The sequence below is a fragment of the Paenibacillus sp. SYP-B3998 genome (genome assembly GCF_010820665.1).
Classification (GTDB): Bacteria; Bacillota; Bacilli; order Paenibacillales; family NBRC-103111; genus Paenibacillus_E.
This window is the reverse complement of record NZ_JAAIKC010000005.1, coordinates 219,369-243,886: the sequence shown is the minus strand read 5'-3', so window position 1 is coordinate 243,886 and position 24,518 is coordinate 219,369. Positions and strand designations below refer to the sequence as shown.

The following is a 24,518-nucleotide window of genomic DNA, read 5'->3' as shown; positions in this document are numbered from 1 at the left end:
GGTCACTCTTCTCCTTTACCAGACTGGACTCACGTCCGTCTCTTTGTATGATTATCTTATGTAAGAATCATACACGTCTATTTTAAACTGAATATAAACAAACAAAAAAACCTAACGCACCCGCAAAAACAGGTCACGAAAGGCTTTGATTATTCTTGTCCGATTTCTTCCGGCGATCCGCAATACATTTCTCCCATTCCATTTCGACTTCTTTAATCATTGGAAGCATCATATTGTACATCTCAGCAATTGCCGAAAATCTATGTTTAAAATGTTCAAGAGCTTCCTGCTCCGCTGAGTCAGAGGTTTCAACAATGGAAATTTCTTTTAGCGTTTTATCCGCCCACTGATAGAAAGACTCTAAATCATTAATAATTCGCCGAGCATGGTTGAGACTGTAATTTTCTGACATGTAGTAATAATCTTTTCTGTCATTATTTGAAGGCATTTTCCTGCACATGCCCATTCTTTCCATATGACGTATTTGAACGCTTACGGCGGCTTTCGTCACGCCTAGTTGTTCAACGATAGCTTGTAAGCTAAGCGGCTCCGTTGCAAACATGAGCTGGGCAAATATTTTGCCAACTAAGGGACTGAATCCTTTACTTTCATAGTTTAGTGACAAAAAGTCACTAATATTTTGTTTCCACCCAGAGAAAGTTTGTTCATATTGATCCATTCCTTCCTCTCCCTTACTGTTAGAAAATTTAGAATACGTCCACTAAGCATAGACAAAAACGGATTGACAGTCAACTTAAAGGGAAGCTTCTCGACAGCTTTAAACTTTGTGAACATTTTGTAAACGTATAGTTACATGAGTTGACTAGGAAGAATTTGTGTTCTATATTATTATCATTAACAACGTTGTTAACGATAAATACCAACGAAACTAGTTGGTAAATTGCGATTTATACATACACTAGGAGATGACTACCATGAGAAAATCACTCAAAATTTTAACAACAAGCACGTTGGCCACCGCTCTTCTTTTATCTGGAGTTTCCGTTTCAACTAACAAAGCATCTGCAAACGAAGCTACGACTTCAAATGCTACCTTGCGGTCAGATTCTTTTGCTAACCAAATTATCAACTACCGCCTTTCTACTCTTGCTCAGGATGCCGCTTCCGTGTCTGCCAAAGAAACAGACGACATTACTGATGCACTTGCTAATAAAAATACGTTGACTCAAGCCACTGGACTTGCCAAAGAGGACATTTTAAATAGTTTGACTCCGATTGTAAATAATGACCTGCTGCAAGCACAAAGTTATGGTTTGATCACACAAGCTGATCTGCAAGCCGGTGAAGCTGATATTAGACAACGATTGGGTCAAATTGTGGAGACAAAAGGATACCAAATACCTTCTGCCGACAGCAGTACGGTCCTCGCACATCAGGTTATGAACCGTTTAAATACGATAATTAAAGATGCGGCTTTCTTCTCCAATAAAGATGAACAAGACATGCTGAGTGATCTTCAACAAGGCAATTCACTTATTAGTGCCGCTTCGTCCCTTGAATCAGGGAAACTACAAGAAAAACTGACAGATATGATTTACCAAGAACTTCAGTTTGAAGTCACTGTAAATCGTGCTGTTCAGGAAGATGCAGATAAATATTATGCCATGGCTGTTGGTACAATCTCGAACATCATCAGTAAATCAGGTTATCAACCACCAGTAATAACAACAACTCCTGCACATTTGGAAAAATTGGTTAACAATCGAATTAGTCGTGTCATCAGTGATACTGCCTTCTTCTCCAATAAAGATGAACAAGACGTTCTAAATGAACTTAATCAAGGTAACTCGCTCGTGTCGATTGCAGCTTCTTTAGATGCAGGGGAACTTCAAGAAAAACTAACTAACGCCATCAACCAAGAACTTGACCACGAAGTTTCTGTGAATCGGGCCACCCAGGAAGACGCTAATAAATTCTATGCAGAAGCCTCCGCCAAAATTTCTCGCATTATCCATACAGCTGGTTACCAGCCCGAAGCTGTCAAATCTGCTCCTACAGATCTAGATAAACTGGTGACTAATCGAATCGATCACCTTATCAGAGATACTGCTTTATTGTCCAAAAAAACCGAACAAAATGTCCAGAGTGAACTTCAACAAGGCAGCTCTCTTGTGGCAGTTGCAGCTTCTTTAGATGCAGGTGAACTGTACGAAGAACTAACTAACGCTGTCAAACAAGAACTGGACTATGAAGTTTCCATGGATCGGGCCACTCAGGAGGACGCCGATAAGTTCTATGCAGAAGCCTCTGCTAAAATTTCTCGCATTATCCATACAGTTGGTTACCAATCCGAAGCTTCCAAACCTGCTCCTGCAGATTTGATGAAAATAGTGACTAATCGAATCAGTCGTATCATCAGCGATACTGCTTTCTTCTCCAATAAAGACGAACAGGATGTTCTTAGTGACCTTCGTCAAGGTGAATCCCTACTCTCAATTGCCTCATCATTAGAGGCAGGAAAACTGCAAGAGAAACTGAATGACGCGATCCGACAAGAACTGGACCATGAAGTTTCCATAAATCGGGCCACTCAAGAAGATGCGAATAAGTTCTATGCACAAGCTTCTTCTAAAATTTCTGACATTATTAATACATCTGGCTACATAGCAAAATAGTGTAGTTTTATTAAAAAGACTGTCCTCAATCACTGTAGGGCATTTAAAAAGACCATGTTCACTATAAATGTAGTGGCATGGTCTCTTTCATTTATTAAAGTGATATCAAAGGGATCCTCTACCGACCGAACATCGTTCCCCAGAAACGCTCGAACGGCATCACTGCTGCCCTCCCAATCAGTTTTATTTCAAACCCATAATTGAGATGATCATCTGCCCCATACTACGCGGTTTCTACCTTGTCCCTTTGCTTCGTACAAGAGAGCATCTACTTTAGCCACTAACTCATCTGCATGCTGATCTTCGCCCCGAATAGCTGCCCCGAAGCTCATCGTGACACGAAACTGCTCTTCCGCTGAGCCGAATTCGAGGGCATACAGTTTCTGGCTGAATTGCTGCAGCAATTCACTCGCGGGTTGTTGGTCCTGCGTATACAAAATAATTGCGAATTCCTCTCCGCCATAACGAAAAGCACTCCCCAGCGTCTTTGGAAGCATCACCTCTAGTAGGATGCCAATTTCCCGCAAGACGGCATCTCCTGCCTGATGACCATAACGATCATTGATGCTTTTGAAATAATCGATATCAGCCATTACAAGGATAAAATAGTTCCTCTGCACGATCGTTTCCTTGATTTGTTCTTGAAAACTCCGATGATTAGACAGCCCCGTCAGGTAATCTGTTTTGGCTAGGTTTTCGAAAATGCCTTTCTCAACGAAATGCTTTCTTTCCCGAGCTACGATAATGCCTCCAATTACTCCCACCATGATGAGGAAGACACAGTTAAGCAAATGACGGGGAAGCTGATCTTCCAGAAAACCGCCATCTACGGTTAGGACTACACCCATGTAACCACAGATGACCATGAACGTAGCTACCATCGCTCCAATGAAACTCCAATAAAGTGAAGCATGCAAAATCACTAAATATGCTATAGGATACATCGGACTTTGCGAACCTCCTGTCAATGAAATCAACAAAAGAAACGCCATATAATCAAAGACAACCCCTATTTTCGTCATGTTTCGATAAAAAGCAGAATGTACGTGGCTGCGTTGCAAGGCAAACTCCGTTAGCCCCATATACCCAACCGCAAAACAGAATAGCAGGCTAAATAAAATCAGATCTTGCTCTGTATGATGGTAGTATTTCATAAATAAAAGGGTAGAGGTCGGTACGAAAAACCAGCGCACATAGCTATATGCAATTTCCATGATATGATCGGATTTCCTAGGCATCCACATGTTGTCATCACTTCCTAAAAATTAAATGAAAGCTTTTTACGTATTTAGGGAATATGGCGGTTTCATGCCCTCTTCTTCCCTTCCTTCATTATACTGCTGAATGGGGAGCATATGAAGCTAGTAATTCGCCCGCGGTTAGTTTTTGTTTTTTGCTATTACATTGTATACAATGTAATAGAGCATAATTAATTACGATTAGCTTTTCCAACTCAAATGTCCTAGGAGGGAAATCGATGAATACTTTTACATTTTATAATCCTACAACCCTGTATTTCGGTAGTGGCCAACTAGAAAAATTAACAACCGAGGTACCTAAATACGGTAAGAACCTCCTGCTCGTCTATGGCGGCGGAAGCATTAAGCAAAATGGTATTTATGACAATGTATTAAAATTGCTCAATGGTGTGGGTGCAAACGTTGTTGAGTTGAGCGGGGTAGAACCGAACCCACGTTTAACAACCGTGCATCGCGGCGTAGAGTTGTGTCGCAGCCAGCAAATTGACCTCATTCTCGCCGTTGGCGGAGGTAGTGTCATCGACTGTGCCAAAGCAATTGCGGTGGGAGCGAAGTACGATGGGGACTTTTGGGATATCGTTACGCGTAAAGTGGCTGCCACAGGGGCGCTGCCACTCGGTACTGTACTAACGATCGCCGCTACTGGTACAGAAATGAATTCAGGTTCCGTAATTACGAATTGGGAGACAAAAGAAAAATACGGATGGGGAAGTCCCTACTCCTTCCCGAAATTTTCGATTCTCGATCCTGCGCATACCGCTTCTTTACCCGCGAATCAGACCGTCTACGGCATGGTTGACATCATGTCTCACGTATTTGAGCAGTACTTCCATCATGATTCACATACGCCCGTACAAGACGGTTTCAGTGAAACCATTCTCCGTACCGTCATCGACACGGCGCCTCGCCTGCTTCAAGACTTGCAAAGCCTCGAAGAACGCGCAACTATTCTATATAACGGCACAATGGCGCTCAATGGTGTGCTGAGCATGGGCATCCGTGGTGACTGGGCGACCCACAACCTAGAACATGCGGTTTCAGCTATTCACGATATTCCCCATGGTGGCGGATTAGCCATCCTGTTCCCGAATTGGATGACCCGCACGCTGGATGCCAATATGGCACGCTTCAAACAATTTGCGCAGCACGTCTTTGGCATCGACGCCACTGACAAAACCGATCGTCAAGTGGCCGAGGAAGGCATCGCGGCACTTCGCCAATTTTTCAATTCTATCGGTGCGCCAGCTAGGCTGGCCGATTATAACATAGACGACTCCACCATCGAACTGATGGCAGACAAAGCGATGGTCTACGGTAACTTCGGCAACTTCAAGAAGCTCACACGCGAGGATGTCTTGGCTATCTATCATATGTCCTTATAGAAAAGACGGGAAAAAATACAAACGGAGCGCTGACTGTGCAAGCAGTCAAACACTCCGTTTTTTTGTTCTTATCTCAAGCATAAACAGCAAAGCAAGCACCAGAAGTACCTCTAGGCACAATAACCCAACATAAGGGAAAGCTTGTCTCCAGCCATCCTAGAACGCTCTTTCCCTTGGAAGTCGAAGTATTCCCCAATCATGTCGCTCGAAGAAACACCCTACCTGCGAGGTAGCACCGTGTAATCCCGCCACTCCTCTGGCAGCAAACGCTGATAAAGCGGCTGCAAGTAGCGATCATCTATGAGCAATAGGACGCCGCGATCCGTTTCTGAGCGAATCAGTCGGCCTCCGGCCTGCTGCACTTTATTCATACCTGGAAAGACGTAGGCGTATTCGTAGCCATTTTTACCATGACGGTCTACATATGTCTTGAGGATGTTGCGCTCCGGACCCAACTGCGGTAAGCCAACGCCGACAACGGCCACGCCTGTGAGCCGATCTCCTACCAGATCGATTCCCTCCGAGAAGATACCGCCCATCACGGCGAAGCCAATTAATGTTTCTTCGCGATTTGCCGCGAATTCGGTCAAGAAGCCTTCCCGTTCTGTTTCCGACATGTGGGTTTGCTGCACAAGAACCTTTAGCCCACTTTCCCTAGCGTCCAAATCAACACCAACAAGGTCAGTGAATGCCTCATACACACTGCTCATGTAAGCATAAGAAGGAAAGAACACTAAATAATTGCCTGAACGATTAGTTACAAGTTGATATATGGCTTGAGCAATGGGCTCCCTACTGCGCTCCCTGTCTTGATAGCGCGTAGATATCGGCTGAACCATGACCTCAAGCTGCTCTTTGGAAAACGGCGACGGCACAGAGACAGAATAATCGTCCTCCCCAGCCCCTAACGTGTCCATGAAATAGGACAAAGGTGACAGCGTCGCTGAGAAAAACACCTGCGATCGGTAGCCCTTCCCAACCTGCCGCAGCAGATGGGACGGGTCCAAACAAAACAACTTAACGATGACCTCGCTCTTCTCGCATTCGACAAACGTCACATACCGCTCATCATACAGCTTTGCAATTCGCACAAAATTTTGCGCACCGAAATATGTGTCCAGCAGCAGCGGACTCGATGGAGTCGCGCGTTGAGCTACGAGCTCCCGCTCCGCTTGGGAAATAAATACTTCCAGCAGCGCGATCAGCTCTTCAGGCAATCCTTCCTCCACCTGCATATTGCGTTCGCCAGCCTGCTTACGCACCGTAATTAGATGCTGATTAATCGCCTTCGCCGCATCATGAAGCTCTATAGAAACTCCCTTGAACTCACGCTGCACGTTTAAATAATTTGACTTATTTATTGTACTCGAGTACATCTCGCGTGCCCGATCAAGTAAATTATGCGCCTCATCGACAAGCAGCGCTGTCTTCCGCTTTTGCTCCTCAAACAAGCGTTTCAGATTAACCCTTGGATCAAAAACGTAATTATAATCGCAAATAATTGCATCCGCGGCGTAAGCGGCATCCAGCGAGAATTCAAACGGGCATACCCGATGCTTCCGCGCATAAGTCTCAATAACCGGACGAGTCATTGCCGACTCCTGCTGGAGCAGATCGAGAACAGCCTCATTGATCCGATCGTAGTAGCCGTCTGCAAACTCGCAGTACTCTTTGGAGCACCGTACCTCCTCTTTGAAACACACCTTATCCTTTGCAGTTATTGTAACAAACTGTAGTACAAGTCCCTTGCCGCGTAAAAGCGAATAAGCTTCCTCCGCAGCCGTACGAGTAATTGTTTTTGCCGTTAGATAAAAAATACGCTGGAGCAAGCCCTCTCCGATTGCTTTGACGGAGGGATATAGCGTCGACATCGTCTTCCCAATGCCTGTTGGCGCCTTGGCAAACAGCTTGTGTCCTTCCGTTATCGTTTTGTACACAGCTCCCACGAGTTTCCTCTGACCTTCACGATAGGCTTCGAACGGAAAAGGAAGCGCCTTAATACTTTGATTTCTTCGCTCCTCATGCTCTTTTCTAGTCTGGGCGTACGGAAAATAATTCTCCACCACATCCAGCACGAATTGCTTGAGCTCTTCGAATGATGCCTCTACAGCGAATCGCTTCGTTTCTTCCGTCTCGACATGCATGTAGGTCAACTGAATACGCACGCTGTCTAGGCCTTGATCTTTCGCTATCATATAGGCATAACACTTCGCCTGTGCCCAGTGAACGGGATATGTATCCTCTGCAATCAACGTGATGTCTGACGAAGTAGACTTAATTTCATCTACCGTCGTTATCCCAAGTTCTTCATCCATAAGGAGTCCATCACAGCGTCCATCAATAACGAACACTAGCCCTCCATGGTGGATTTCGGTTGATACATACACTTCGTGTTGATCGCGCTCTCCATACTGCTTCTGTATTTTTTGATGCGCTTTCGTCCCCTCGGTTAGTGTAGTGTTCGTCCGAAATCCCGATTCGATACTGCCTCTACGATACACGTACTCAACTAGGGATCGCACAGAAATATGGACGCTATTCGTCATCTTTTTTCTCCATTTAAGAACATTTGTTCCTTATTGTAGCATGACCAAACATGAAAAAGAAATAAAGTCTTGCCTTTCCTTCCTAAAAGCGTTATATTGTTTCCTAGGAAATAATAAATCAACAATAACCGTCAGCCTCTCTCTAGGCATGCCTATATTGTATACCAGGAAACATTATTTCCATTGAAAATTTTAATTTTTTTTGAAAGGAAGGTGCTTTATCATGAAATCCAAAAGCACATTGGTCATACTAGGCATCAGCGCAGCTGTTAGCTCCTTGGCCACACACATTTACACACCATTGCTCACACAAGTGAGAGAGGCACTGCACGCATCCTATTTCACAACCAATTTAACTGTTTCGATTTTCACCGTTGCGCTAGCCATTATGCAAATGGTCTTCGGCCCACTCGTTGATGCCAAAGGGCGAAAGGTCGTCCTGCTCCCTAGCATTCTACTCTATATCCTAGCTTCCATTGGCTGCGCCTATGCCGGGGATGTCTATGTACTGCTAGGTTTGCGTATTCTCCAAGGTATTGGCGCAGCAGCCATACCTCTCGTAGCCTTGACCGTAATTGGCGACACGTATAGCGGGAATGACCGTGTAAAAGCAATGGGGATTTATCAAACTTGCCTTGCTGTAGTCCCGGCCATTGGCCCTCCACTCGGCGGCCTCATCGGTGGATCAGGAAACTATGGGAACGTATTTCTATTTTTAGCTATCAGCGGAATTCTTATTTTCTTCCTGAACGCTTTCTGGATCAAAGAATCCAAGCCCGTGGAAAAGTCTCCTCAGGCAGTAAAAACTTCCATCCTGCAAAATTTCTTAAGTGTCACACGAAATAAAATTGGTGCCATTGTTCTATTGATTGGCTTTACAACGCACTTCACCCTTTATATTGTTATTGTACTCTTACCTACCTTCCTGTTCGATCGTTATGCCATGGGTCCCTCAATGACAGGTGTAGTGATTGTACCGTTTATCGTCCTGCTTATGGCAGCTAGCGTAGTGAGTATTCGTCTGCAAGCCAAACTTGGTGTCCTGCGCAGTTTATTGATAACCTCGACCTTATCCGTCGTATCCGTCATTCTTTTTGGATGTTTGGCTGGTATCAATCTTCCGCTGCTTATTGCTACTTTTCTCCTGCTAGGCTTTATGGTCGGCCTAACTATGCCTATGCAAACCACGCTCCTGACAGAGCAATTCGTCAACAACCGCGCAACGGCGATTGGCGTATATAACCTGGTACGTTACATGGGTATGGCGATCGGCCCAACACTAGGCGGTGTTTTTTATACCGGGGGTAGTGTTGTTACTCTAGCTATGGTCACGGCGCTCCTTCTTGCACTATCTGTACTTTTGGCACGTTATCTACAACCTAAGAACATGAACACTCTACCTAACCCATTACAAGCTGAGATGTAAAATTGTAGGCTGAATGGTTGTACTAGACGCATTTCGAGTGGTACAGTTAAGGAATCTCTTATCTATGTTCCCCCGGAGGACTCTAACTGTGGAAAAACACGCTAAGATCGCACCGTTATTCGGTAAAGTACAGAAAATGATGCAGTTACATGAAGCACATGAAAGAAAAGAAAAAGACATTTTCTTTGCTGTTGCCAGGCAATGCGGGATCAAGAATATGTCCGATGATCTAACCATGTCTGAAACGCACGTCATTGAGCAAATTGGCATGCATGAAACCATCAATGTGACGCGTCTAGCTGAGAAGATGGGTATGACCAAAGGCGCAATAACCAAAATTGGCGCCAAGCTGCTAGATCGGGGATGGATCGAGAAGTTCGCTTTGAGCGGCAATCGCAAGGAAGTGCTTTTCCGTCTAACGCCTGATGGCCACAGTGTATATGATGTCCATGAGCAGTATCATTTGTACGCAGAAAAGCTTTTTGAAGATTTCATAAATCGCTACACCGACGAGGAATATCAATTCATTGATCGGTTGATCGGCGACATCACCCAAGCCATTGAAACCTCTATGGCTGCAATGGGTAAGGTTTTAAATGAAGCACAGAACAAATAAATAGCCGCGTGCGTAGAGATTCATATCGCATGCGGTTTCCTTTATCTTCATATATAAGCGCTGCTTCGTGCTACCGCGTAGCGGTCTTTCTTGCGATACACGCTAAGAATGCAGCCAATGCAGGCGCACATCAACATGAGATGGCTACCGCGTCAACGGATTTATTCTTGGCTCAGAAACCGTCTCTCAACTTGCTGTGCGCTCAGCCTTCTCACCCGGCTCGTCTCTCAGCTTTTAACGAGGCAATTCGGCGATAACCTTTAAGATACCTATGAGCGATTGCACGCGGAGCATCCTGCAAAATCGAAAGAAAAATAAGCCTTTGAGCAGCTGCCGCTGTTTTCAAAGGCTTTGTTTTTCTATTTTTTTTATTATAGTGATTATCTTTTGGCTCTACCGTTCAACCCGCCAAAGGTCCAAGCGGCCAACGCAGCACCAATTAATGGTGCAACAATAAATACCCAAACTTGTGAAAGCGCCGTGCCTCCAAGCCAGATCGCAGGTCCCAAACTTCTCGCAGGATTAACCGATGTACCCGTCAAGCCGATACCTAGAATGTGGACGAAAGCCAGTGTTAATCCGATTACGATGCCAGCTACTGCGCTAGTCGAGTCTGTCGATGTAACCCCTAAAATGGCGTAAATGAAGACGAATGTTAAAATAATTTCCACAATGATCGCCATAAATGCCGTAATGCCGATCCCATATCCAGTTCCAAAGCCATTTTGCCCTAGGCCTGTTACCGCCTTGCCTGTGGAATTGATGATCGCATAGAGCAGACCCGAACCTACAAGCCCACCTAACACTTGTGCTACGACATACCCTACAAAATTTTTTCCGGATAGCTTTCCACTAATCAGCATTGCAAACGATACCGCAGGATTAATATGACAGCCTGACACTGGGCCGATGGCATAAGCCAATGCGACAATCGATAAGCCGAACGCAAGGGCAATACCCAAATAGCCAAGTTGGCCTCCTGCTGTAGCTGCGCTGCCGCACCCGAATAGAACCAGCACCAAGGTTCCAATGAACTCCGCGGTATACTTTTTTAACGATAAACTCATTACACGCCCTCCTTTTTCATATCTCACTTATCTATCTCTCACCCGAGAATATGGATATGCCATTTAAATACCATATATTCCCTAGCAAATAAATTTTACCTGAATGAATTGAACAACTTCTGAACCTTTACATACAAAATAGCCCCTCAGACAGCCATGCTGTTCAGAGAGACTATTTAGAAGCTCTATTGATTTCAAATCATGCTTTCAAATTCATATTCCAATTGTTATTTCAACCATTGAAATGGCGTTGTATTGAAAAAGAGGTTCGGATTGACCTGCACATTATGCGCCCAGAAGGTAAAGTGCAGATGCGGCCCTGTCGAGAAGCCCGTTGTGCCTACCAGACCAATGATATCGCCTTGCTTCACCCGATCCCCCGTCTTCACGCGCAGCTCGGACAGATGGGCGTATTGCGAAAAAAGCCCCATCCCATGATCGATGTAAATGGCATTGCCCGTAAGATATAGGGTGTCGGCTAACGCAACGACGCCATCGTTCGTTGCTTTGATTGGCGTGCCTTCCTTGGCGGCCAGATCAATGGCCAGATGAGAGCTATCGTATTTTCCGTTCACATAACGGGTATGCCCATACGGTGTTGTCAAAATCCCTTCGATAGGCTGTACGAACGGCCCCTTAAAGAGAAATTCAGGCTCGGATTTACTGCGTGCCAGATCAATTTTCTTCTGATCCGCCTGAATGCGGTCGGTATCCTGCTTCATACTCTCCATTTGCTTTGTCACTTTCAAATACTGCGTTTCAAACTTCTTCCCTTGTATCGTTAATACTTGGTCGCCAATCGGATATTTGCCTGCCTTAGCCTGCATCGTAGTCGGCAGATAGGTAAAGTAGCCAGCGCCGAATGGCTGTAGCGTGTATGTTTTCCCTAACCAGGTTATACTTCCAGGTTCGTCATGGCGAACCAACACTACATCACCTGGAGCCGCAGTGTCGGGAACAAGTTTCCACTTCGATCCGATGACAGCTTTGGCCGTATCCTTCGTAGCATAAAGTGCAGCCTCCCGCTTGAGCTTCTGGAGACGATCCTTCTCTTTCAGGATGGCTTCCCTCACGGCTGGCTTCAGACCAGCGTTCCAGGTTTGTCCACCATCCGCAGTTACGAGCAGCGCACTCTGTATCGTGGCGGCATCCTTCGGATTCGCTAGCAGCGCCCAGCCTATACGAGGGGTCAGAAACTGCGACTGCTTCAAGGAATACGTCGTTGAGTCGAGTACAGCCGTCTGCGGATTTTGACTCACACTGCCATTTACGCCTGAAGATCCAATTACTTCTAATCCCATAAGCTCCTTTATTGAATCGTCAACAAGCTCGACGCCAGCCAGACTCTCACTCGGCACATCCAAGCCTGCATCCTGCCAAGTGGCGCCACTATCTTCTGTCCTCATCCTACCATCAGTATATTGGATCCAACCGTGTTCAAAGTCTATCATCTGAAACTTCAAAGCTTCTCTTAGCGGGGGTGTAGGCGTAGGAGAAACCCTAACTGTCTCTGATGATAACTTCCCCTTCTTAGAAAAAGGGGACAGAATCACTTCTGGGTCACCTATCCATACAACCAAGCAAGCTGCTAATACACACGAACTTATTAAAAGAAGCCAATGACGTTGTTTACGGGAATTCATAGAAAACACTTACCTCCCAAGCACGATAGGTTGTCCCCTTTATTTTATGTATGCATCTATGATAACACACAAAACCCGGAGACATCAGCGTCTCCGGGTCTGTAGTTTGCTTATATTTGTACGCCCTTTTTGAGCGCTTTCTGATCTATGTTCGTGTTGTTCACCAAAGGAAGCATCTTGACACTACGAACCATGGTGGACTGACATAGATGACAGGTCGGCACATATTCGAATGCAAAATTATCCCGCATCCAGCCTTTACAGCCTTCTTTTTCACAAGACCATATCGTCACATTTTCTAGAGGAATCTCTTCAAGCGACTTTTTTCTGGAATACATGAATAAACCTCCTTTAATTGAAAAAAACTGCCCTTACACTTGTTAAGGGCAGTTTTTTTAATTGTTATTACAGTTTTACAACGTTTTCTGCTTGTGGACCACGGTTGCCTTGAACTACGTTGAACTCAACGCGTTGGCCTTCGTCCAAAGTTTTGAAACCGTCGCCTTGGATTGCGGAGAAATGTACGAATACATCGTTGCCGCCTTCAACTTCGATAAAACCGAAACCTTTTTCTGCGTTAAACCATTTAACTGTACCTGTTTGCATTGAAAATACCTCCAAAAATTTATTAACATGTTTTTTTATTCTTCAACAGAAAAAAATTCACACATTACAAAAGGTTCAATCACACAAATATTAACCCTTTATAATATGTGAATTCAGGTTCTTTGTCGATTGATTTCATCTTACCACATCATACTTGAAAACGCAAACTTTATCGGTCTGAAATTGAAAAAAAATTGGCTTAGCTTGGATTAAAGTAAGCGGTTACTGTTTTGCTGCACGTTCCAGCCATTCCCAGCAAAGCAGATTGAATATCTTCGTCTGTTCTATAGGGATGAGATGACCAACACCTTGCCATCCTACATTTTTGAAGCCGTTGCCCCAACTTTAGTCTAGGTGCCGCCTTGGTCCCTGGACGGTTTGCTGAACCCTGCCATGATCGTACAATGAAGACAAAGATTTTCATTAGGAGGGTTTTATTTTGTACGCATTATTAGTTGAAATTGAGCTCGCGCTCTTACTTTTTCTATTTCTCATATCATGGATTGCTGGTGTGAAGGCATCTCGATTGCTCTATATCGGAAACCGTGAATCCATGGTGTTGAAAACGCGCAGGCTGCTGTTCTGGTCATGGTTCCTCGCGATCCCCGCCGCAGCAATTGGCGGAATTGCCTACTGGATGCAGCTATCCTTTGACCCCTTGTTTTGGCAGGATCGTTTATACATCCATACACCACTAGTCGCGCTGCCTATTTTAGTTATCTGGGTCGTAGCGGTTCCTAACCTTTGGATTTTAAGAAAGATGCTTAAAAACATGACCTTAGAGACCAACGACGATCCTGCAGCATTAGAACTACCCGTATACCAAGGAGCGGCTCGTCCAGGACTTATTGTGCCTTTCCAAATGCTGCCTTTAGGCGTTTTGACTGCCCTCTATTTTGCGCTAGTGCCGCCGATTCCTTTCCAATGGATGCAGATTGCGATCCCCCTTGCATTGTTCGTTCTCGTTACAGTTGCTTTATGGTGGAGACACTCGCTTCGATCTAAACAGGTTGGTAAATCAGAGGTCTATCTGATACCCGCGTTATGGAAACGCGCCCTAACCATGACAGGGGTACTCGCCGTTATTGCAACGGCAATTAGTTTCCTAATGATGTATGCCATAAATAAAAGTTACTTCCCTGCGGAGTTGAGTACGGCAAGTGGCGTCGCTGACTATAGCAATCAGACCTCCTATGCAAATAGATCCACCAATGGTAATTTTACTAATCGCATGAACGGCATGACCGACTCCAACGCCAAACTTGTATCTTTAGTTGATCCGTCCATTCCTCGCACGGAAGCGCCAGATCGGCAATTTACGCTGACAGCCCAGAAGCAATATGTAGCACTCAGCTCAGGCAAGCAGATCGAGGCTTGGACGTTCAATGGGCAGATTCCCGGTCCAGAAATGCGCGTGAAAGAAGGCGAACTTGTTGAAGTCACCTTAGTAAACCAAGATATTGAACAAGGCCTCACCCTGCACTGGCATGGTCTTGCCCTACCAAATACGCAGAACAGCGTCTCAAGTGCGACATATAACGCCGTTATGCCCAGTGAAACGTACACCTACCGTTTTCGCGCTGAACAGGCCGGAACGTTCTGGTACTACTCCCCTCAAGATTCACAAGAGGCTACCAACAAAGGCTTGTTCGGCACATTGATCGTTGAAGCTCAACAGACTATTCAGACTCAAGAGAAGAATATCAACGTTCTCACTCATACTTGGAAAGGTGGAGGAATCGCGATTGGCGAATCGGACACGGTTGAGCGAATGAACGTAGAACCGGGTACCCCCGTCCGTATGAGACTCATTAACACCGACGATTGGCTGACGCAAACCTACACGTTGGTCGGTACCCACTTTGAGGTAGCCGCGCTCGACGGAGCCGCAATAAATAAGCCCGGCGTGTTGGCTAACACACACTTGGAGTTAACATCAGGCGGCCGTTCCGATATTACCTTTATCATGCCAGAGCATCCCGTGTTCCTCAGTGTCGGGAATAGCCGCAATCTTGGTGTATTCATGACCCCAGATGGCAGAGGCGACATTCCCGATATTCCAGCTACAACGGCACTTGATCCGCTGCAATACGGCAGTCCTACAGCGGCCCCTTTTGGGGCGGACGTGAAGTTCACCAAAGATTTAACCTTAATCCTAGATCAGAAACTGGGGTTACTTAATGGAAGTTTCGATCTTCTGAATACGTTGAATGGCGAAGCATCTCCCCAAACATCGAGGCTTTTGGTGCAGGAAGGCGAGCTCATAAAGGCAACCATTGTGAATAGAGGCAACTTCGCGCAGCCTATGCCATTGCATGGTCACCCCGTGCTTGTTCTATCGCGGAACGGCAAACCTTCTAAAGGAAGTCCTTGGTGGTCAGATTCTTTGAATTTAAAGCCTGGCGATACTTATGAGGTTGGCTTCATCGCTAACCAATCCGATATTTGGATGAGTCCTTCACAGCATCCTACACAAGGTACACATGGCTTGAACGCCCGCCTGATGTATGAAGGCATCACAAAAATGTTCTCCATGGCTAGCAGCAATCAGCAGTCCGAATAATAGCGGCCGCTATTTTGCTTTTAAGAAGCATAGCAAAATTGTCACTTTTCCATACAAAGACGAATTACATGTCACTTATTGTCACATATTTCTATTTCAAAATTGTTCCGCCATCTTCCCCCCTCTTATTTGGAGTAATTTTACCTGACATTATATTGACATTTTTTCTCGTCCCGTTTACGCTAGAAGTAACTGAATACAACTATTTCGTATAACCTTAATAATTGGATTAAGGGTCTCTACTTAGAAACCGTAAATTTCTAGCTACGAAAAATGTGCGTCTCAAGCATATTTTTCATAGCTAGTTTTTTTATGTCTTGAGAACCATACTAATAAGGGATAGGAAATAGGAGGTTTCATTTGATGGCAAATTTATTAATTAGAAACGCGGAAATTATTACAATGAACGGCGATGGGGACATCCTTACAGGCGATATCTTTATCGAAAATGACCGAATCTCGGCAATCGGCCCTGATTTGAACCCACCGCAAGTGGACAAAATCATTGATGCTACAAACCGCACGATTATCCCAGGCTTCATTCAAACTCACATTCATTTATGCCAGACCTTGTTCCGCGGCAAAGGGGACGATCTGGAGTTGCTCGATTGGTTAAAAAAACGCATTTGGCCGCTAGAAGCCTCCCACGATGAGGAATCCATCTATTATTCCGCTATGCTCGGTATCGGCGAGTTGATTCAAAGCGGCACGACGACAATCGTGGATATGGAAACTGTGCATCATACCGACCATGCTTTCCAAGCCATTGCCGAGAGCGGCATTCGAGCTTTATCTGGCAAGGTTATGATGGATAAAGGAGATGAAGTTCCCTTTCCATTACAGGAGAAAACATCCGATTCGCTTCAACAAAGCGTCGATTTACTCGAAAAATGGAACGGACACGATGACGGACGCATTCAATATGCGTTCTCTCCAAGGTTCGTTATTTCCTGTACGGAAGAGCTGCTGCGAGAAGTACGAAACTTATCGGAGCAGTACAAGGTGAAGGTGCACACGCACGCATCCGAAAATCTTGGTGAGATTGAAATCGTGCAGGCCGAAACCGGCATGCGCAACGTCGTTTACCTCGATCACCTCGGCTTGGCGAACGAACGCCTCATTCTAGCTCACTGTATCTGGCTTGACGAGGAAGAAAAACGAATTATTCATGACCGAGGCGTCCATGTCAGCCACTGCCCGGGCTCGAACTTAAAGTTGGCTTCGGGAATCGCGGAAACGCCAGACATGCTGAAGCTTGATATTTCCGTCAGCTTGGGAGCAGATGGAGCACCGTGCAACAACAATCTCGACATGTTTAACGAAATGCGCTTGGCTGCGCTGATCCAAAAGCCAATTCACGGCCCAACCGCGATGGACGCGAGAACCGTATTCCGCATGGCGACCATCGGAGGCGCTAAAGCAGTAGGTATGGAAAAGGACATTGGCAGTCTAGAAGTCGGCAAGAAAGCTGACCTGGCCATCCTCGACCTGAACAATTTCCATGTCTATCCCTCCTTTGATGTCGATCCAATCTCTCGTATCGTATATTCCGCGACACGCGCCGATGTGGAGACGACAATCATCAACGGGAAGATTGTTATGGAAAACCGAATCATGCGGACGGTTGACAAGGACATCGTTCTACCGGAAGCGAACCGCTCCATTCAACGATTGCTCAAACGGGCGAACCTTCGCTAAGAAAAGGGGCAAGAACTCCTACTCGCGTTCTGCCCAGCAAGATGACATCACGTTGCCCCAGTTAATAAGCTCCTAACGCGCATGTTTTCATAAAACATCAAGTCAAACAAAGCTAAAACAAAACCAAGCGACAGACCACCTGATGAAAGTAACAGGGGGCTGTCGCTTTTTAGCCTAAAATTCTAATGAGCATTTGATCATTGTCGTTGTTCAATTACCTTACGTGTGAAAGCAGTAACGAATTGCCTCGGGAAAATACGAGGAGCTTGCGTCAGAAGCCAATTCTGAAAGCCGCACGCTAACCTCCTATAATTTATATTTAAACAACCAATCAACTAAATGATTAATTATTTAGTTATTTATAACAATAAATGGAGGCTTATTCAGCCTCGTGTACGCTCTTCAATTCAATGATTTGCTCCGTTGTTTCTATAAAAGCCTTCAGTTGCAATACGGAGGACTCAATATCTAAACTATAAAATATTTCAGTGCCTATTTTGTTTGATGAAATCAATCCTGCTTGCCGCAAAATTTTCAAGTGGTGCGAAATGGCTGATCTGGACATTGGCGAACGTTCTACAATTTGAGCAACGTTCAGCGTGTCATGCCTCGTCAACATCATGATGATATCATGACGGACAGGATCAGCTAAGGCGAGAAATATTTCGCTGCAATCTCTCAATTGCTGATGTACTTTAACCTCAAGTTGAGAGGTATCCTTCGATTCCATTCTTATCGTCTCCGCGTCCCTTTATAATCATATAACTAATTATTTGGTTGTTTAATCAAAAAATAAAGTTTTTACATTTAAAAGTCAATCTAAAAAGAACCTCCAATTCCACTTTACAATGGTCTTGGAGGTTCCTTTTTAGATTTAGAAGCAATTCGCTAGCGAATGCCCTTTATTTCACGCTTGCCGCTACTTCTTTAACCATACCTTCAACAGAGATTAAACCGCCGCCGGAGAGGTACCAGAAGTTAGGATCAAGGTAAACGATGTTCCCATTTTTGAAAGCATTCGTTTTCTTCACGATTTCGTTTTCAATCGTTTGTTTACCTGTAGATTTACCATCTACCGCTTTACCACGGTCTACTACGAATAAGTAGTCTGGGTTTTTCTCCAGAATGTATTCGTTAGAAATATTTTGTCCGTGTGTGGAAACTTCGATTTTGGGATCAACGGGCTTGAAACCGAAAGCATCATGAATAATACCAAAACGGGAACCTGCGCCATACGCACTAAGCGCTGTATCTTGGACGAGCACGATAAGTGCATTTTTACCACTTGCTGACACTTTCGTTTGCAATTGTTTCGCTGCTTCTTGAACTTTGGTTACTTCTGTTTTCGCTGCTGCTTCTTTAGCGAAGATTTTACCTAAAGTTTCAGCATTTTCTGTGAAAGACGCCATGTATTTCGTATTATCGACACCCATAAAGATGGTTGGAGCAATTTTGGCAAGTTCAGGATAGGCCTTTTCAGCACGTCCGGAAATGATGATCAAATCTGCTTTCATTGCGTTGATTTTCTCGAAATCCGGCTCGAAAAGTGTCCCCGCGTTGATGTATTTAGCGTCTTTATATTTATCCAAGTAGGATGGCAGGTTCGCTTGCGGAACACCTGCGACTTCAACACCCAGACGATCGAGTGAATCCAATACGCCGTAGTCGAAAACAACGACTTTTTTCGGGCTTGTTTTTACTTTTGTTTCGCCCAATTTATGCTTAATCGTTATTTCAGTCGGTGCTGCTGGCGTTGCAGATGCGGCTGTTGTTGCCGCTGCAGACGCTTGCGGGCTCGCTGCTGGCTTCGTTGTCTCTGTGCTTGTCTTGCTGCCGTTGCCGCATGCGGCAACAAACATAGCCATAATAATCGTAAATACTAGCATAGATAATTTCTTACTCATCTTAGGCACCTCTTTAATTTTTTTATGTTTTTTACGAGAGAAGACTCACATGGAAATCCATTAGGCAAAATACACACATATCTTGTTACCATTAATCTCTTGAATCTGAATGTCCATGTCATAAATGTCCTGCAAAACAGACCGCTCAATAATGACGTCGGTGGGGCCTTCTTTGATGACTTTGCCGTCCTTGAGTGCTACGATATAGTCGGAATAGCAAGAAGCAAAATTGATGTCATGGATCACAATGATGACCGTTTTGCCAAGCTCGTCGGCTAATCGGCGCAGCACCTTCATGATTTGCACAGAGTGCTTCATGTCCAAGTTATTCAACGGCTCATCAAGCAAAATATACTCCGTGTTCTGCGCAATAACCATCGCGATATAAGCTCGTTGATTTTGACCGCCGCTCAATTGATCCAAATACTTGTGCTGCATGTCCCCAAGTTCCATATACCGTATGGCTTCGTCTACAAATTCCCAGTCCTCTTTGGTCAGCTTTCCTTGTGAATAAGGAAACCTTCCGAAGCTGACTAAATCTCGCACGGTCAACCGCACATTAATATGATTCGATTGCTTGAGAATCGATATTTTCTTAGCTAACTCTTGGCTTTTACTTTTAGTAACATCCTCACCATCAATCAAGATTTCACCGCTATCTTTGGCAATGAGTCGGCTTATCATAGATAGAAGTGTGCTTTTGCCAGCACCGTTAGGTCCGATAAAGGAAGTAATTTGGCCTTTGGCGATTCGGATAGATACATCATCCACAACGGGTTTGTTTCCGTAGGATTTGGACACATGTCTGACTTCGATCATGACTTATTCTCCCTTAGCAGCAGGTATAAGAAGTAAACGCCCCCGATGAAATTAATAATGACCGCTAGTGGCGTTGAGAAGGTGAATATGCGTTCCACAATCAATTGGCCACCAACCAACGCAACGATACAAATAAGCATGGAGCCGGGGAGCAGATAACGATGCCGATGCGTTTTCATAAACTGGTAGGAGAGGTTGGCCACAAGCAAGCCCAAGAACGTGATGGGTCCAACCAACGCTGTCGCGATGGAGACGAGAACCGAGATAATAATGAGCAGTCGTTTCACTACGTGTTCGTAAGGCACACCGAGGTTAACCGCGTGATCTTTACCGAGCGAAATGACATCCAAATATTTGATGAACTTCAAGCTGTAGAGCCCTACCAACACAACCCCGATAACGGAGATGAGCAGCAGTTTGCTGTTCACTGTGTTAAAGCTAGCGAACGATCGGCTTTGCAAAATAGCAAACTCATTAGGATCAATGAGAACCTCCATAAACGTCGTAAAGCTGCCGAAAAAAGTGCCGAGAATAATACCAAAAAGCAGCAGGAAGTACAGATTGCGTCCTTCCCTTTGGAACAAAAGCTTATAAAGCAGCAAGGAGAATAGCGTCATGATGCCTACTGTGATCATGAAGTTCACATTCACATTGGCAGCAAGTATACTTTTCGAGCCAAGCAAGAAAATAACCGTCGTCTGAATAAGCATATACAAAGCATCCAGCCCGATAATGCTCGGAGTGAGAATGCGGTTATTCGTAATGGTTTGAAACAGAATCGTCGAGTAGGCAATGGCTGCACCAGTCAAGATAATACTCAGAACTTTAACGCCTCTTCTGGGGAGCACGTAGTCCCAATTCCCTCCTGCATTCAGGGTTAGGAAGGCAGCCGCTAAACCAGCGGCAATGATGGCGAGCAGGCTCAGCTTGAATCTAAACGTCATAAGCCTTTCTCCTCATCAGCAAGTAAATAAAAATGGCACTCCCAAGAATTCCAACGGTTAAGCCAATCGGAATTTCATACGGATAAATGACCACGCGACCCAGAATGTCGCAGAACAATACGAATACAGCTCCTAAGAGAGCAGTATGCGGGACAATTTTCTTCAAGTTATCTCCCTGATAGAGAGAGACGATGTTCGGAATAATCAACCCGAGAAAAGGGATAATGCCGATGCTCAAAATATTCACGGAAGCCACAACGGCTATGATGACCAAGCCAATGTTCACGATCTGACGATATTTGAGACCGAGGTTCGTGGCAAAATCTTCGCCCATACCGGCAATGGTAAAGCGATTCGCATACACATAGGAGATGATAAGCATGGGAACGCTGATGTACAGCAACTCGTAGCGACCTTTCATGACTGTTGCGAAATTTCCTTGCAGCCACGAAGAAATATTTTGAATGAGATTATATTTGTAAGCGAAAAAGGTTGAAATGGACGTAATGACGCTTCCGTACATTAAGCCAACGAGCGGAATATAAATCGTATCCTTAAATCGAATGCGGTCGAGGATTTTCATAAACAGGTAAGTCCCCGCTAAGGAAAAAACAAAGGCCACAAGGATCTTTTGCATTGGCGTTGCATTCGCGAACAACAGCATAGCAACAAGAATACCTAATCGAGCGCTATCCATCGTACCCGCTGTCGTAGGCGATACGAACTTATTGCGGCTTAGCTGCTGCATAATAAGGCCGATCACACTCATACTCACCCCGGCGATAACGATACTAATCAAACGAGGGAGCCGACTGACAAGCAAAATATGCGCTTGATCTTCGGTTAAATGAAACAAATCAAAGGGTGAGATACCCTTTACTCCAATAAAAACCGAGGTGATGGATAGGAGAAGGAGAGCGATTACTAAATATCTCTTTTTCATAACAGTTCCTATCATTCCAAAGTTGTGGTAAAGATTATCATTCTCATTAATCACTCAAAAAAAGAGGGGCTATTCAATGATCGTCAAAAGTTCACTTGCCGCTTTGCGCGCCTGTACCGGAGGAACTTTCTTCGGATAGCCTACGTGTAGGCTGCCAACAATTTTCTCACCTGGCTTAACGCCAAAGGCCTCGCGGAATTCAGCGACATGCAGCAGGGGGTACGTTTCCCAAACCAAGCCAATACCTTGCTCCCAAGCCAGCAGACTGAAATTGTGAATCAGACAGCTCGTAGACGCATAATCCTCTTCCCATACAACAGGATGCGTGTTTTCCGCCATCACGACGGCTAGAAACATCGGAACCGACATGAATTTATCATAAAATTTCTGTCCAATTTCTTTCGCTTTAACTGGATCTGACTCATTCGCTTCCCTCTGTTTACGAACTATTTCCGCAAGCTTAGCGCGCGCTTCTCCATGGATAATCACAAAGCGCCAAGGCTGTGTCAGCCGATGATTGGGCACCCAAACCGCTGTATCCAAAAGCTCCGTAACCAGCTCGACAGAGACAGGTCGATCCTCAAAAGCGTGGACAGAACGTCGTGCTTTCAAAAGTTGTACTAATTCCATGCGTCCTCCTATCTGGCATCACGTGCCCAACATTAGTGAGAATGGTTATCAACGATTCCTATTTTTACATGAATGTCGGGGTACGTGAATGGACTTTTCTGTATTTGATATGGATTTTCCCTCGCTGTCATCATTTAGACAATAAGTGATAGACGGTTTCATCAATTAAGCTATCGTGCATCGTCGCATTATAGGTGAGAAGACCTTGATGGCGAATCAGCAAGCATTGCTGCTGCTCGTTGCTGCGCTCTCTTTTGAGGCGTCTCCAGGATTCTTCAAGGTTTATACAATATTCATTCGTCAAAGAAGTCGACACGAAGAAGAGCACGTTGTCACAGTCCAGAGAAGCCACCTCACTCAGCGTATAAGTATCGAGGAAAGAAATTTGCTCTGCTGGTTTAGGAGGTGTTAGCTGTAACTCATCGTAGAACAAGTCTTTCATCTTCTTATTCGTCAATCCATACACTCTACAGTGCTCTTCAAAGGCGCTAACAAGTAAAAAGGGCTTACCACCGAGGTGCTCGCGAATATGTTCTCGCGCATTTTCTACCTTCATATCAAAATAGCTAAGCCATCGTTGGGCCACGCTCGATAAGCCGATTAGCTCGGCAATGATCAGCAGAGTTTCTTTCCAGCTATATTGATGCCATCGGATTGTGGTGACTGGCGCTATGTGCGAAAGTCTCTCGGATAACTCGTCTGGAAGCGGACCCGTTAAAATCACGTCAGGCTGACAGTTTCTAATCTGGTCCATGTAGGGCTCAATATCCTCCTCCTGCCACCAGTCTTTCGGCAAGCTAACCTTGGGGGTAATGCCGAGTACCGCCAAATCGCCGTGGAAAATAAGACATAGATTCGCAATCCGTACCTGTGCGTTCTTGATATACTCTGTGGGAGAAAGGCCCATATGTTTCTTAAATAGTCTGCTGAAATATAGCTCGTCTGAATAGCCAACTGTATGAGCAACTTCCATAACCGATGTAGGTGCGTTACCTAACAGACCCAGAGAACGGTTCAAACGGATAGTCGTCACAAACTTATGGGGACTAAGACCGGTAATGCCTCTGAATGCTTGGTAGAATCGTCTGCTGGAACCCGACAACCGCGCCATCTCTTCGATGTCCATTGTCTGATTAAAGTGCTCAAGCATGTACTGTTTGGTCTGCTCCACGTATTCCACTAAATTATCGTCCACCAGCTTAGGACTTTGCAGGAATGTGGCAAACGAAGCCGCCATCATATAAAGGTGAGACTGAAGCTGGTAATAAAGCGCAATATCCTGTTGACCGCAATCGCTCAGAAAATCAGGAATCCAATGACGAATATGAGGCATCCGAAAACTGTGCAGTTGGAGCTCGGTCATCTCCATGAAGCCGGAGGTTTCCGAGGAAGCAGAACGCGAATTCTCCACATGTGCTTGAGGAGCCCGTATGCTTTGGAAGCGGATCAGAATGATACTGGCTCGATGTGTCTCTCGATTCTTCAGTGTGCATCGACAGTTGGGCGGAACGAAGAAAAGCTCACCTGTCAGCACCTTATCGGTACGGCGGTGAGTTTCATCTTCAAGGGTTACTCTCACGATTTCGTCCATGACAAAGCCAAATGTATACCCCTCCCGCTCCGAAAGCTCCGCTGTCGTCTGACTCTCGATGTGGAGCTCATCCGTCCCCTGATAATGAAGGGCATAGGTTCCTGGGTAACAGCTCCTCCTCATACGGGTGTCCACCTCCTTGCAACCAGTTTACTTACCTCCCCATAGTAAATGATAATAATTCTCAATGTCAAATGTTTGATAGGCGCTTAATCCTTCTATTTCAGCTTTCATAGAAAGTACTA

Annotated in this window: 21 protein-coding genes and 1 riboswitch; of the genes, 7 read left to right on the top strand and 14 right to left on the bottom strand. The window is 45.1% G+C overall.

The features are described 5' to 3' along the window. Positions 1–133: 133 nt before the first annotated feature. On the bottom strand, positions 134–679 hold the full coding sequence (locus GK047_RS15815) for a GbsR/MarR family transcriptional regulator (RefSeq protein WP_163948501.1): 546 nt from the start codon (positions 677–679) through the stop codon (positions 134–136). 256 nt (positions 680–935) lie between these two features. Between GK047_RS15815 and GK047_RS15810 the strand changes: the two genes are divergently transcribed. Then, positions 936–2,636: a hypothetical protein gene (locus GK047_RS15810; protein WP_163948498.1), complete on the top strand. Its 1,701-nt coding sequence runs from the start codon at positions 936–938 to the stop codon at positions 2,634–2,636. Positions 2,637–2,845: 209 nt separating this feature from the next. On the opposite strand, the gene GK047_RS15805 is transcribed toward GK047_RS15810, so the two are convergent. After that, positions 2,846–3,880 (bottom strand): GGDEF domain-containing protein, encoded by a 1,035-nt coding sequence (locus GK047_RS15805; protein WP_163948495.1) that lies wholly within the window; start codon positions 3,878–3,880, stop codon positions 2,846–2,848. A 233-nt stretch (positions 3,881–4,113) separates the two neighbouring features. Here GK047_RS15805 and GK047_RS15800 point away from each other — a divergent pair, with 233 nt between their 5' ends. Continuing rightward, a complete protein-coding gene (locus tag GK047_RS15800) occupies positions 4,114–5,277 on the top strand; it encodes an iron-containing alcohol dehydrogenase (protein WP_163948493.1) in 1,164 nt (387 codons plus the stop codon). A gap of 218 nt (positions 5,278–5,495) precedes the next feature. Here GK047_RS15800 and GK047_RS15795 read toward each other — a convergent pair whose 3' ends face one another. Continuing rightward, complete coding sequence (locus tag GK047_RS15795) at positions 5,496–7,823, bottom strand: ATP-dependent DNA helicase (RefSeq protein ID WP_163948491.1); 2,328 nt, start codon at positions 7,821–7,823, stop codon at positions 5,496–5,498. Positions 7,824–8,046: 223 nt separating this feature from the next. Between GK047_RS15795 and GK047_RS15790 the strand changes: the two genes are divergently transcribed. The 3 genes from GK047_RS15790 (at position 8,047) to GK047_RS15780 (ending at position 10,122) form a co-directional block, all read left to right on the top strand. Beyond that, a complete protein-coding gene (locus tag GK047_RS15790) occupies positions 8,047–9,249 on the top strand; it encodes an MFS transporter (protein WP_163948489.1) in 1,203 nt (400 codons plus the stop codon). An 88-nt stretch (positions 9,250–9,337) separates the two neighbouring features. Beyond that, positions 9,338–9,865, top strand: a complete 528-nt coding sequence (locus GK047_RS15785; RefSeq protein WP_163948487.1) for a MarR family transcriptional regulator — start codon at positions 9,338–9,340, stop codon at positions 9,863–9,865. A 29-nt stretch (positions 9,866–9,894) separates the two neighbouring features. Further along, a complete protein-coding gene (locus GK047_RS15780) occupies positions 9,895–10,122 on the top strand; it encodes a hypothetical protein (protein ID WP_163948485.1) in 228 nt (75 codons plus the stop codon). A gap of 123 nt (positions 10,123–10,245) precedes the next feature. Here GK047_RS15780 and GK047_RS15775 read toward each other — a convergent pair whose 3' ends face one another. The 4 genes from GK047_RS15775 to GK047_RS15760 form a co-directional block, all read right to left on the bottom strand. Continuing rightward, on the bottom strand, positions 10,246–10,932 hold the full coding sequence (locus GK047_RS15775) for an MIP/aquaporin family protein (protein WP_163948483.1): 687 nt from the start codon (positions 10,930–10,932) through the stop codon (positions 10,246–10,248). Between the two features lie 227 nt (positions 10,933–11,159). After that, a complete protein-coding gene (locus GK047_RS15770) occupies positions 11,160–12,338 on the bottom strand; it encodes a M23 family metallopeptidase (RefSeq protein WP_240343981.1) in 1,179 nt (392 codons plus the stop codon). A 347-nt stretch (positions 12,339–12,685) separates the two neighbouring features. Continuing rightward, positions 12,686–12,913 carry a cold-shock protein gene (locus tag GK047_RS15765; protein WP_163948479.1) on the bottom strand — a complete coding sequence of 76 codons (228 nt, stop codon included), beginning with the start codon at positions 12,911–12,913 and terminating at the stop codon, positions 12,686–12,688. A 67-nt stretch (positions 12,914–12,980) separates the two neighbouring features. Further along, the gene (locus GK047_RS15760; RefSeq protein WP_054817005.1) at positions 12,981–13,181 is read right to left on the bottom strand and encodes a cold-shock protein; all 201 of its coding nucleotides are present in this window, start codon (positions 13,179–13,181) and stop codon (positions 12,981–12,983) included. A 439-nt stretch (positions 13,182–13,620) separates the two neighbouring features. Here GK047_RS15760 and GK047_RS15755 point away from each other — a divergent pair, with 439 nt between their 5' ends. Then, positions 13,621–15,744 carry a multicopper oxidase family protein gene (locus tag GK047_RS15755; protein ID WP_163948477.1) on the top strand — a complete coding sequence of 708 codons (2,124 nt, stop codon included), beginning with the start codon at positions 13,621–13,623 and terminating at the stop codon, positions 15,742–15,744. Between the two features lie 187 nt (positions 15,745–15,931). Then, a riboswitch (purine riboswitch) is annotated at positions 15,932–16,031 on the top strand. A gap of 76 nt (positions 16,032–16,107) precedes the next feature. Beyond that, the gene (locus GK047_RS15750) at positions 16,108–17,442 is read left to right on the top strand and encodes a 5'-deoxyadenosine deaminase (protein ID WP_163948475.1); all 1,335 of its coding nucleotides are present in this window, start codon (positions 16,108–16,110) and stop codon (positions 17,440–17,442) included. Between the two features lie 379 nt (positions 17,443–17,821). Here GK047_RS15750 and GK047_RS15745 read toward each other — a convergent pair whose 3' ends face one another. From GK047_RS15745 to GK047_RS15715, 7 genes are all read right to left on the bottom strand, one after another. After that, positions 17,822–18,172 carry an ArsR/SmtB family transcription factor gene (locus GK047_RS15745; protein WP_163948473.1) on the bottom strand — a complete coding sequence of 117 codons (351 nt, stop codon included), beginning with the start codon at positions 18,170–18,172 and terminating at the stop codon, positions 17,822–17,824. Positions 18,173–18,344: 172 nt separating this feature from the next. Next, positions 18,345–19,346 carry a siderophore ABC transporter substrate-binding protein gene (locus GK047_RS15740; RefSeq protein ID WP_163948471.1) on the bottom strand — a complete coding sequence of 334 codons (1,002 nt, stop codon included), beginning with the start codon at positions 19,344–19,346 and terminating at the stop codon, positions 18,345–18,347. A gap of 60 nt (positions 19,347–19,406) precedes the next feature. After that, the gene (locus GK047_RS15735; protein ID WP_163948469.1) at positions 19,407–20,165 is read right to left on the bottom strand and encodes an iron ABC transporter ATP-binding protein; all 759 of its coding nucleotides are present in this window, start codon (positions 20,163–20,165) and stop codon (positions 19,407–19,409) included. Continuing rightward, on the bottom strand, positions 20,162–21,109 hold the full coding sequence (locus tag GK047_RS15730) for an iron chelate uptake ABC transporter family permease subunit (protein ID WP_163948466.1): 948 nt from the start codon (positions 21,107–21,109) through the stop codon (positions 20,162–20,164). Before GK047_RS15730 ends, GK047_RS15735 begins: the two co-directional genes overlap by 4 nt. Beyond that, positions 21,099–22,052 carry an ABC transporter permease gene (locus tag GK047_RS15725; RefSeq protein ID WP_163948870.1) on the bottom strand — a complete coding sequence of 318 codons (954 nt, stop codon included), beginning with the start codon at positions 22,050–22,052 and terminating at the stop codon, positions 21,099–21,101. Before GK047_RS15725 ends, GK047_RS15730 begins: the two co-directional genes overlap by 11 nt. 69 nt (positions 22,053–22,121) lie before the next feature. Then, positions 22,122–22,682 carry a nitroreductase family protein gene (locus GK047_RS15720; protein ID WP_163948463.1) on the bottom strand — a complete coding sequence of 187 codons (561 nt, stop codon included), beginning with the start codon at positions 22,680–22,682 and terminating at the stop codon, positions 22,122–22,124. A gap of 130 nt (positions 22,683–22,812) precedes the next feature. Then, a complete protein-coding gene (locus GK047_RS15715) occupies positions 22,813–24,396 on the bottom strand; it encodes an AraC family transcriptional regulator (protein ID WP_163948460.1) in 1,584 nt (527 codons plus the stop codon). Positions 24,397–24,518: the final 122 nt, after the last annotated feature.

What these genes read in the sequence shown, in the direction of transcription:
- GK047_RS15815 (WP_163948501.1), bottom strand. Translation starts at nt 679, where the DNA reads ATGGATCAATATGAACAAACTTTCTCTGGGTGGAAACAAAATATTAGT.
- GK047_RS15770 (WP_240343981.1), bottom strand. Translation starts at nt 12,338, where the DNA reads ATGAGGACAGAAGATAGTGGCGCCACTTGGCAGGATGCAGGCTTGGAT.
- GK047_RS15810 (WP_163948498.1), top strand. Translation starts at nt 936, where the DNA reads ATGAGAAAATCACTCAAAATTTTAACAACAAGCACGTTGGCCACCGCT.
- GK047_RS15795 (WP_163948491.1), bottom strand. Translation starts at nt 7,823, where the DNA reads ATGACGAATAGCGTCCATATTTCTGTGCGATCCCTAGTTGAGTACGTG.
- GK047_RS15750 (WP_163948475.1), top strand. Translation starts at nt 16,108, where the DNA reads ATGGCAAATTTATTAATTAGAAACGCGGAAATTATTACAATGAACGGC.
- GK047_RS15780 (WP_163948485.1), top strand. Translation starts at nt 9,895, where the DNA reads ATGCGGTTTCCTTTATCTTCATATATAAGCGCTGCTTCGTGCTACCGC.
- GK047_RS15740 (WP_163948471.1), bottom strand. Translation starts at nt 19,346, where the DNA reads ATGAGTAAGAAATTATCTATGCTAGTATTTACGATTATTATGGCTATG.
- GK047_RS15760 (WP_054817005.1), bottom strand. Translation starts at nt 13,181, where the DNA reads ATGCAAACAGGTACAGTTAAATGGTTTAACGCAGAAAAAGGTTTCGGT.
- GK047_RS15775 (WP_163948483.1), bottom strand. Translation starts at nt 10,932, where the DNA reads ATGAGTTTATCGTTAAAAAAGTATACCGCGGAGTTCATTGGAACCTTG.
- GK047_RS15790 (WP_163948489.1), top strand. Translation starts at nt 8,047, where the DNA reads ATGAAATCCAAAAGCACATTGGTCATACTAGGCATCAGCGCAGCTGTT.
- GK047_RS15730 (WP_163948466.1), bottom strand. Translation starts at nt 21,109, where the DNA reads ATGACGTTTAGATTCAAGCTGAGCCTGCTCGCCATCATTGCCGCTGGT.
- GK047_RS15735 (WP_163948469.1), bottom strand. Translation starts at nt 20,165, where the DNA reads ATGATCGAAGTCAGACATGTGTCCAAATCCTACGGAAACAAACCCGTT.
- GK047_RS15800 (WP_163948493.1), top strand. Translation starts at nt 4,114, where the DNA reads ATGAATACTTTTACATTTTATAATCCTACAACCCTGTATTTCGGTAGT.
- GK047_RS15715 (WP_163948460.1), bottom strand. Translation starts at nt 24,396, where the DNA reads ATGAGGAGGAGCTGTTACCCAGGAACCTATGCCCTTCATTATCAGGGG.
- GK047_RS15720 (WP_163948463.1), bottom strand. Translation starts at nt 22,682, where the DNA reads ATGGAATTAGTACAACTTTTGAAAGCACGACGTTCTGTCCACGCTTTT.
- GK047_RS15725 (WP_163948870.1), bottom strand. Translation starts at nt 22,052, where the DNA reads ATGAAAAAGAGATATTTAGTAATCGCTCTCCTTCTCCTATCCATCACC.
- GK047_RS15765 (WP_163948479.1), bottom strand. Translation starts at nt 12,913, where the DNA reads ATGTATTCCAGAAAAAAGTCGCTTGAAGAGATTCCTCTAGAAAATGTG.
- GK047_RS15745 (WP_163948473.1), bottom strand. Translation starts at nt 18,172, where the DNA reads ATGGAATCGAAGGATACCTCTCAACTTGAGGTTAAAGTACATCAGCAA.
- GK047_RS15805 (WP_163948495.1), bottom strand. Translation starts at nt 3,880, where the DNA reads ATGTGGATGCCTAGGAAATCCGATCATATCATGGAAATTGCATATAGC.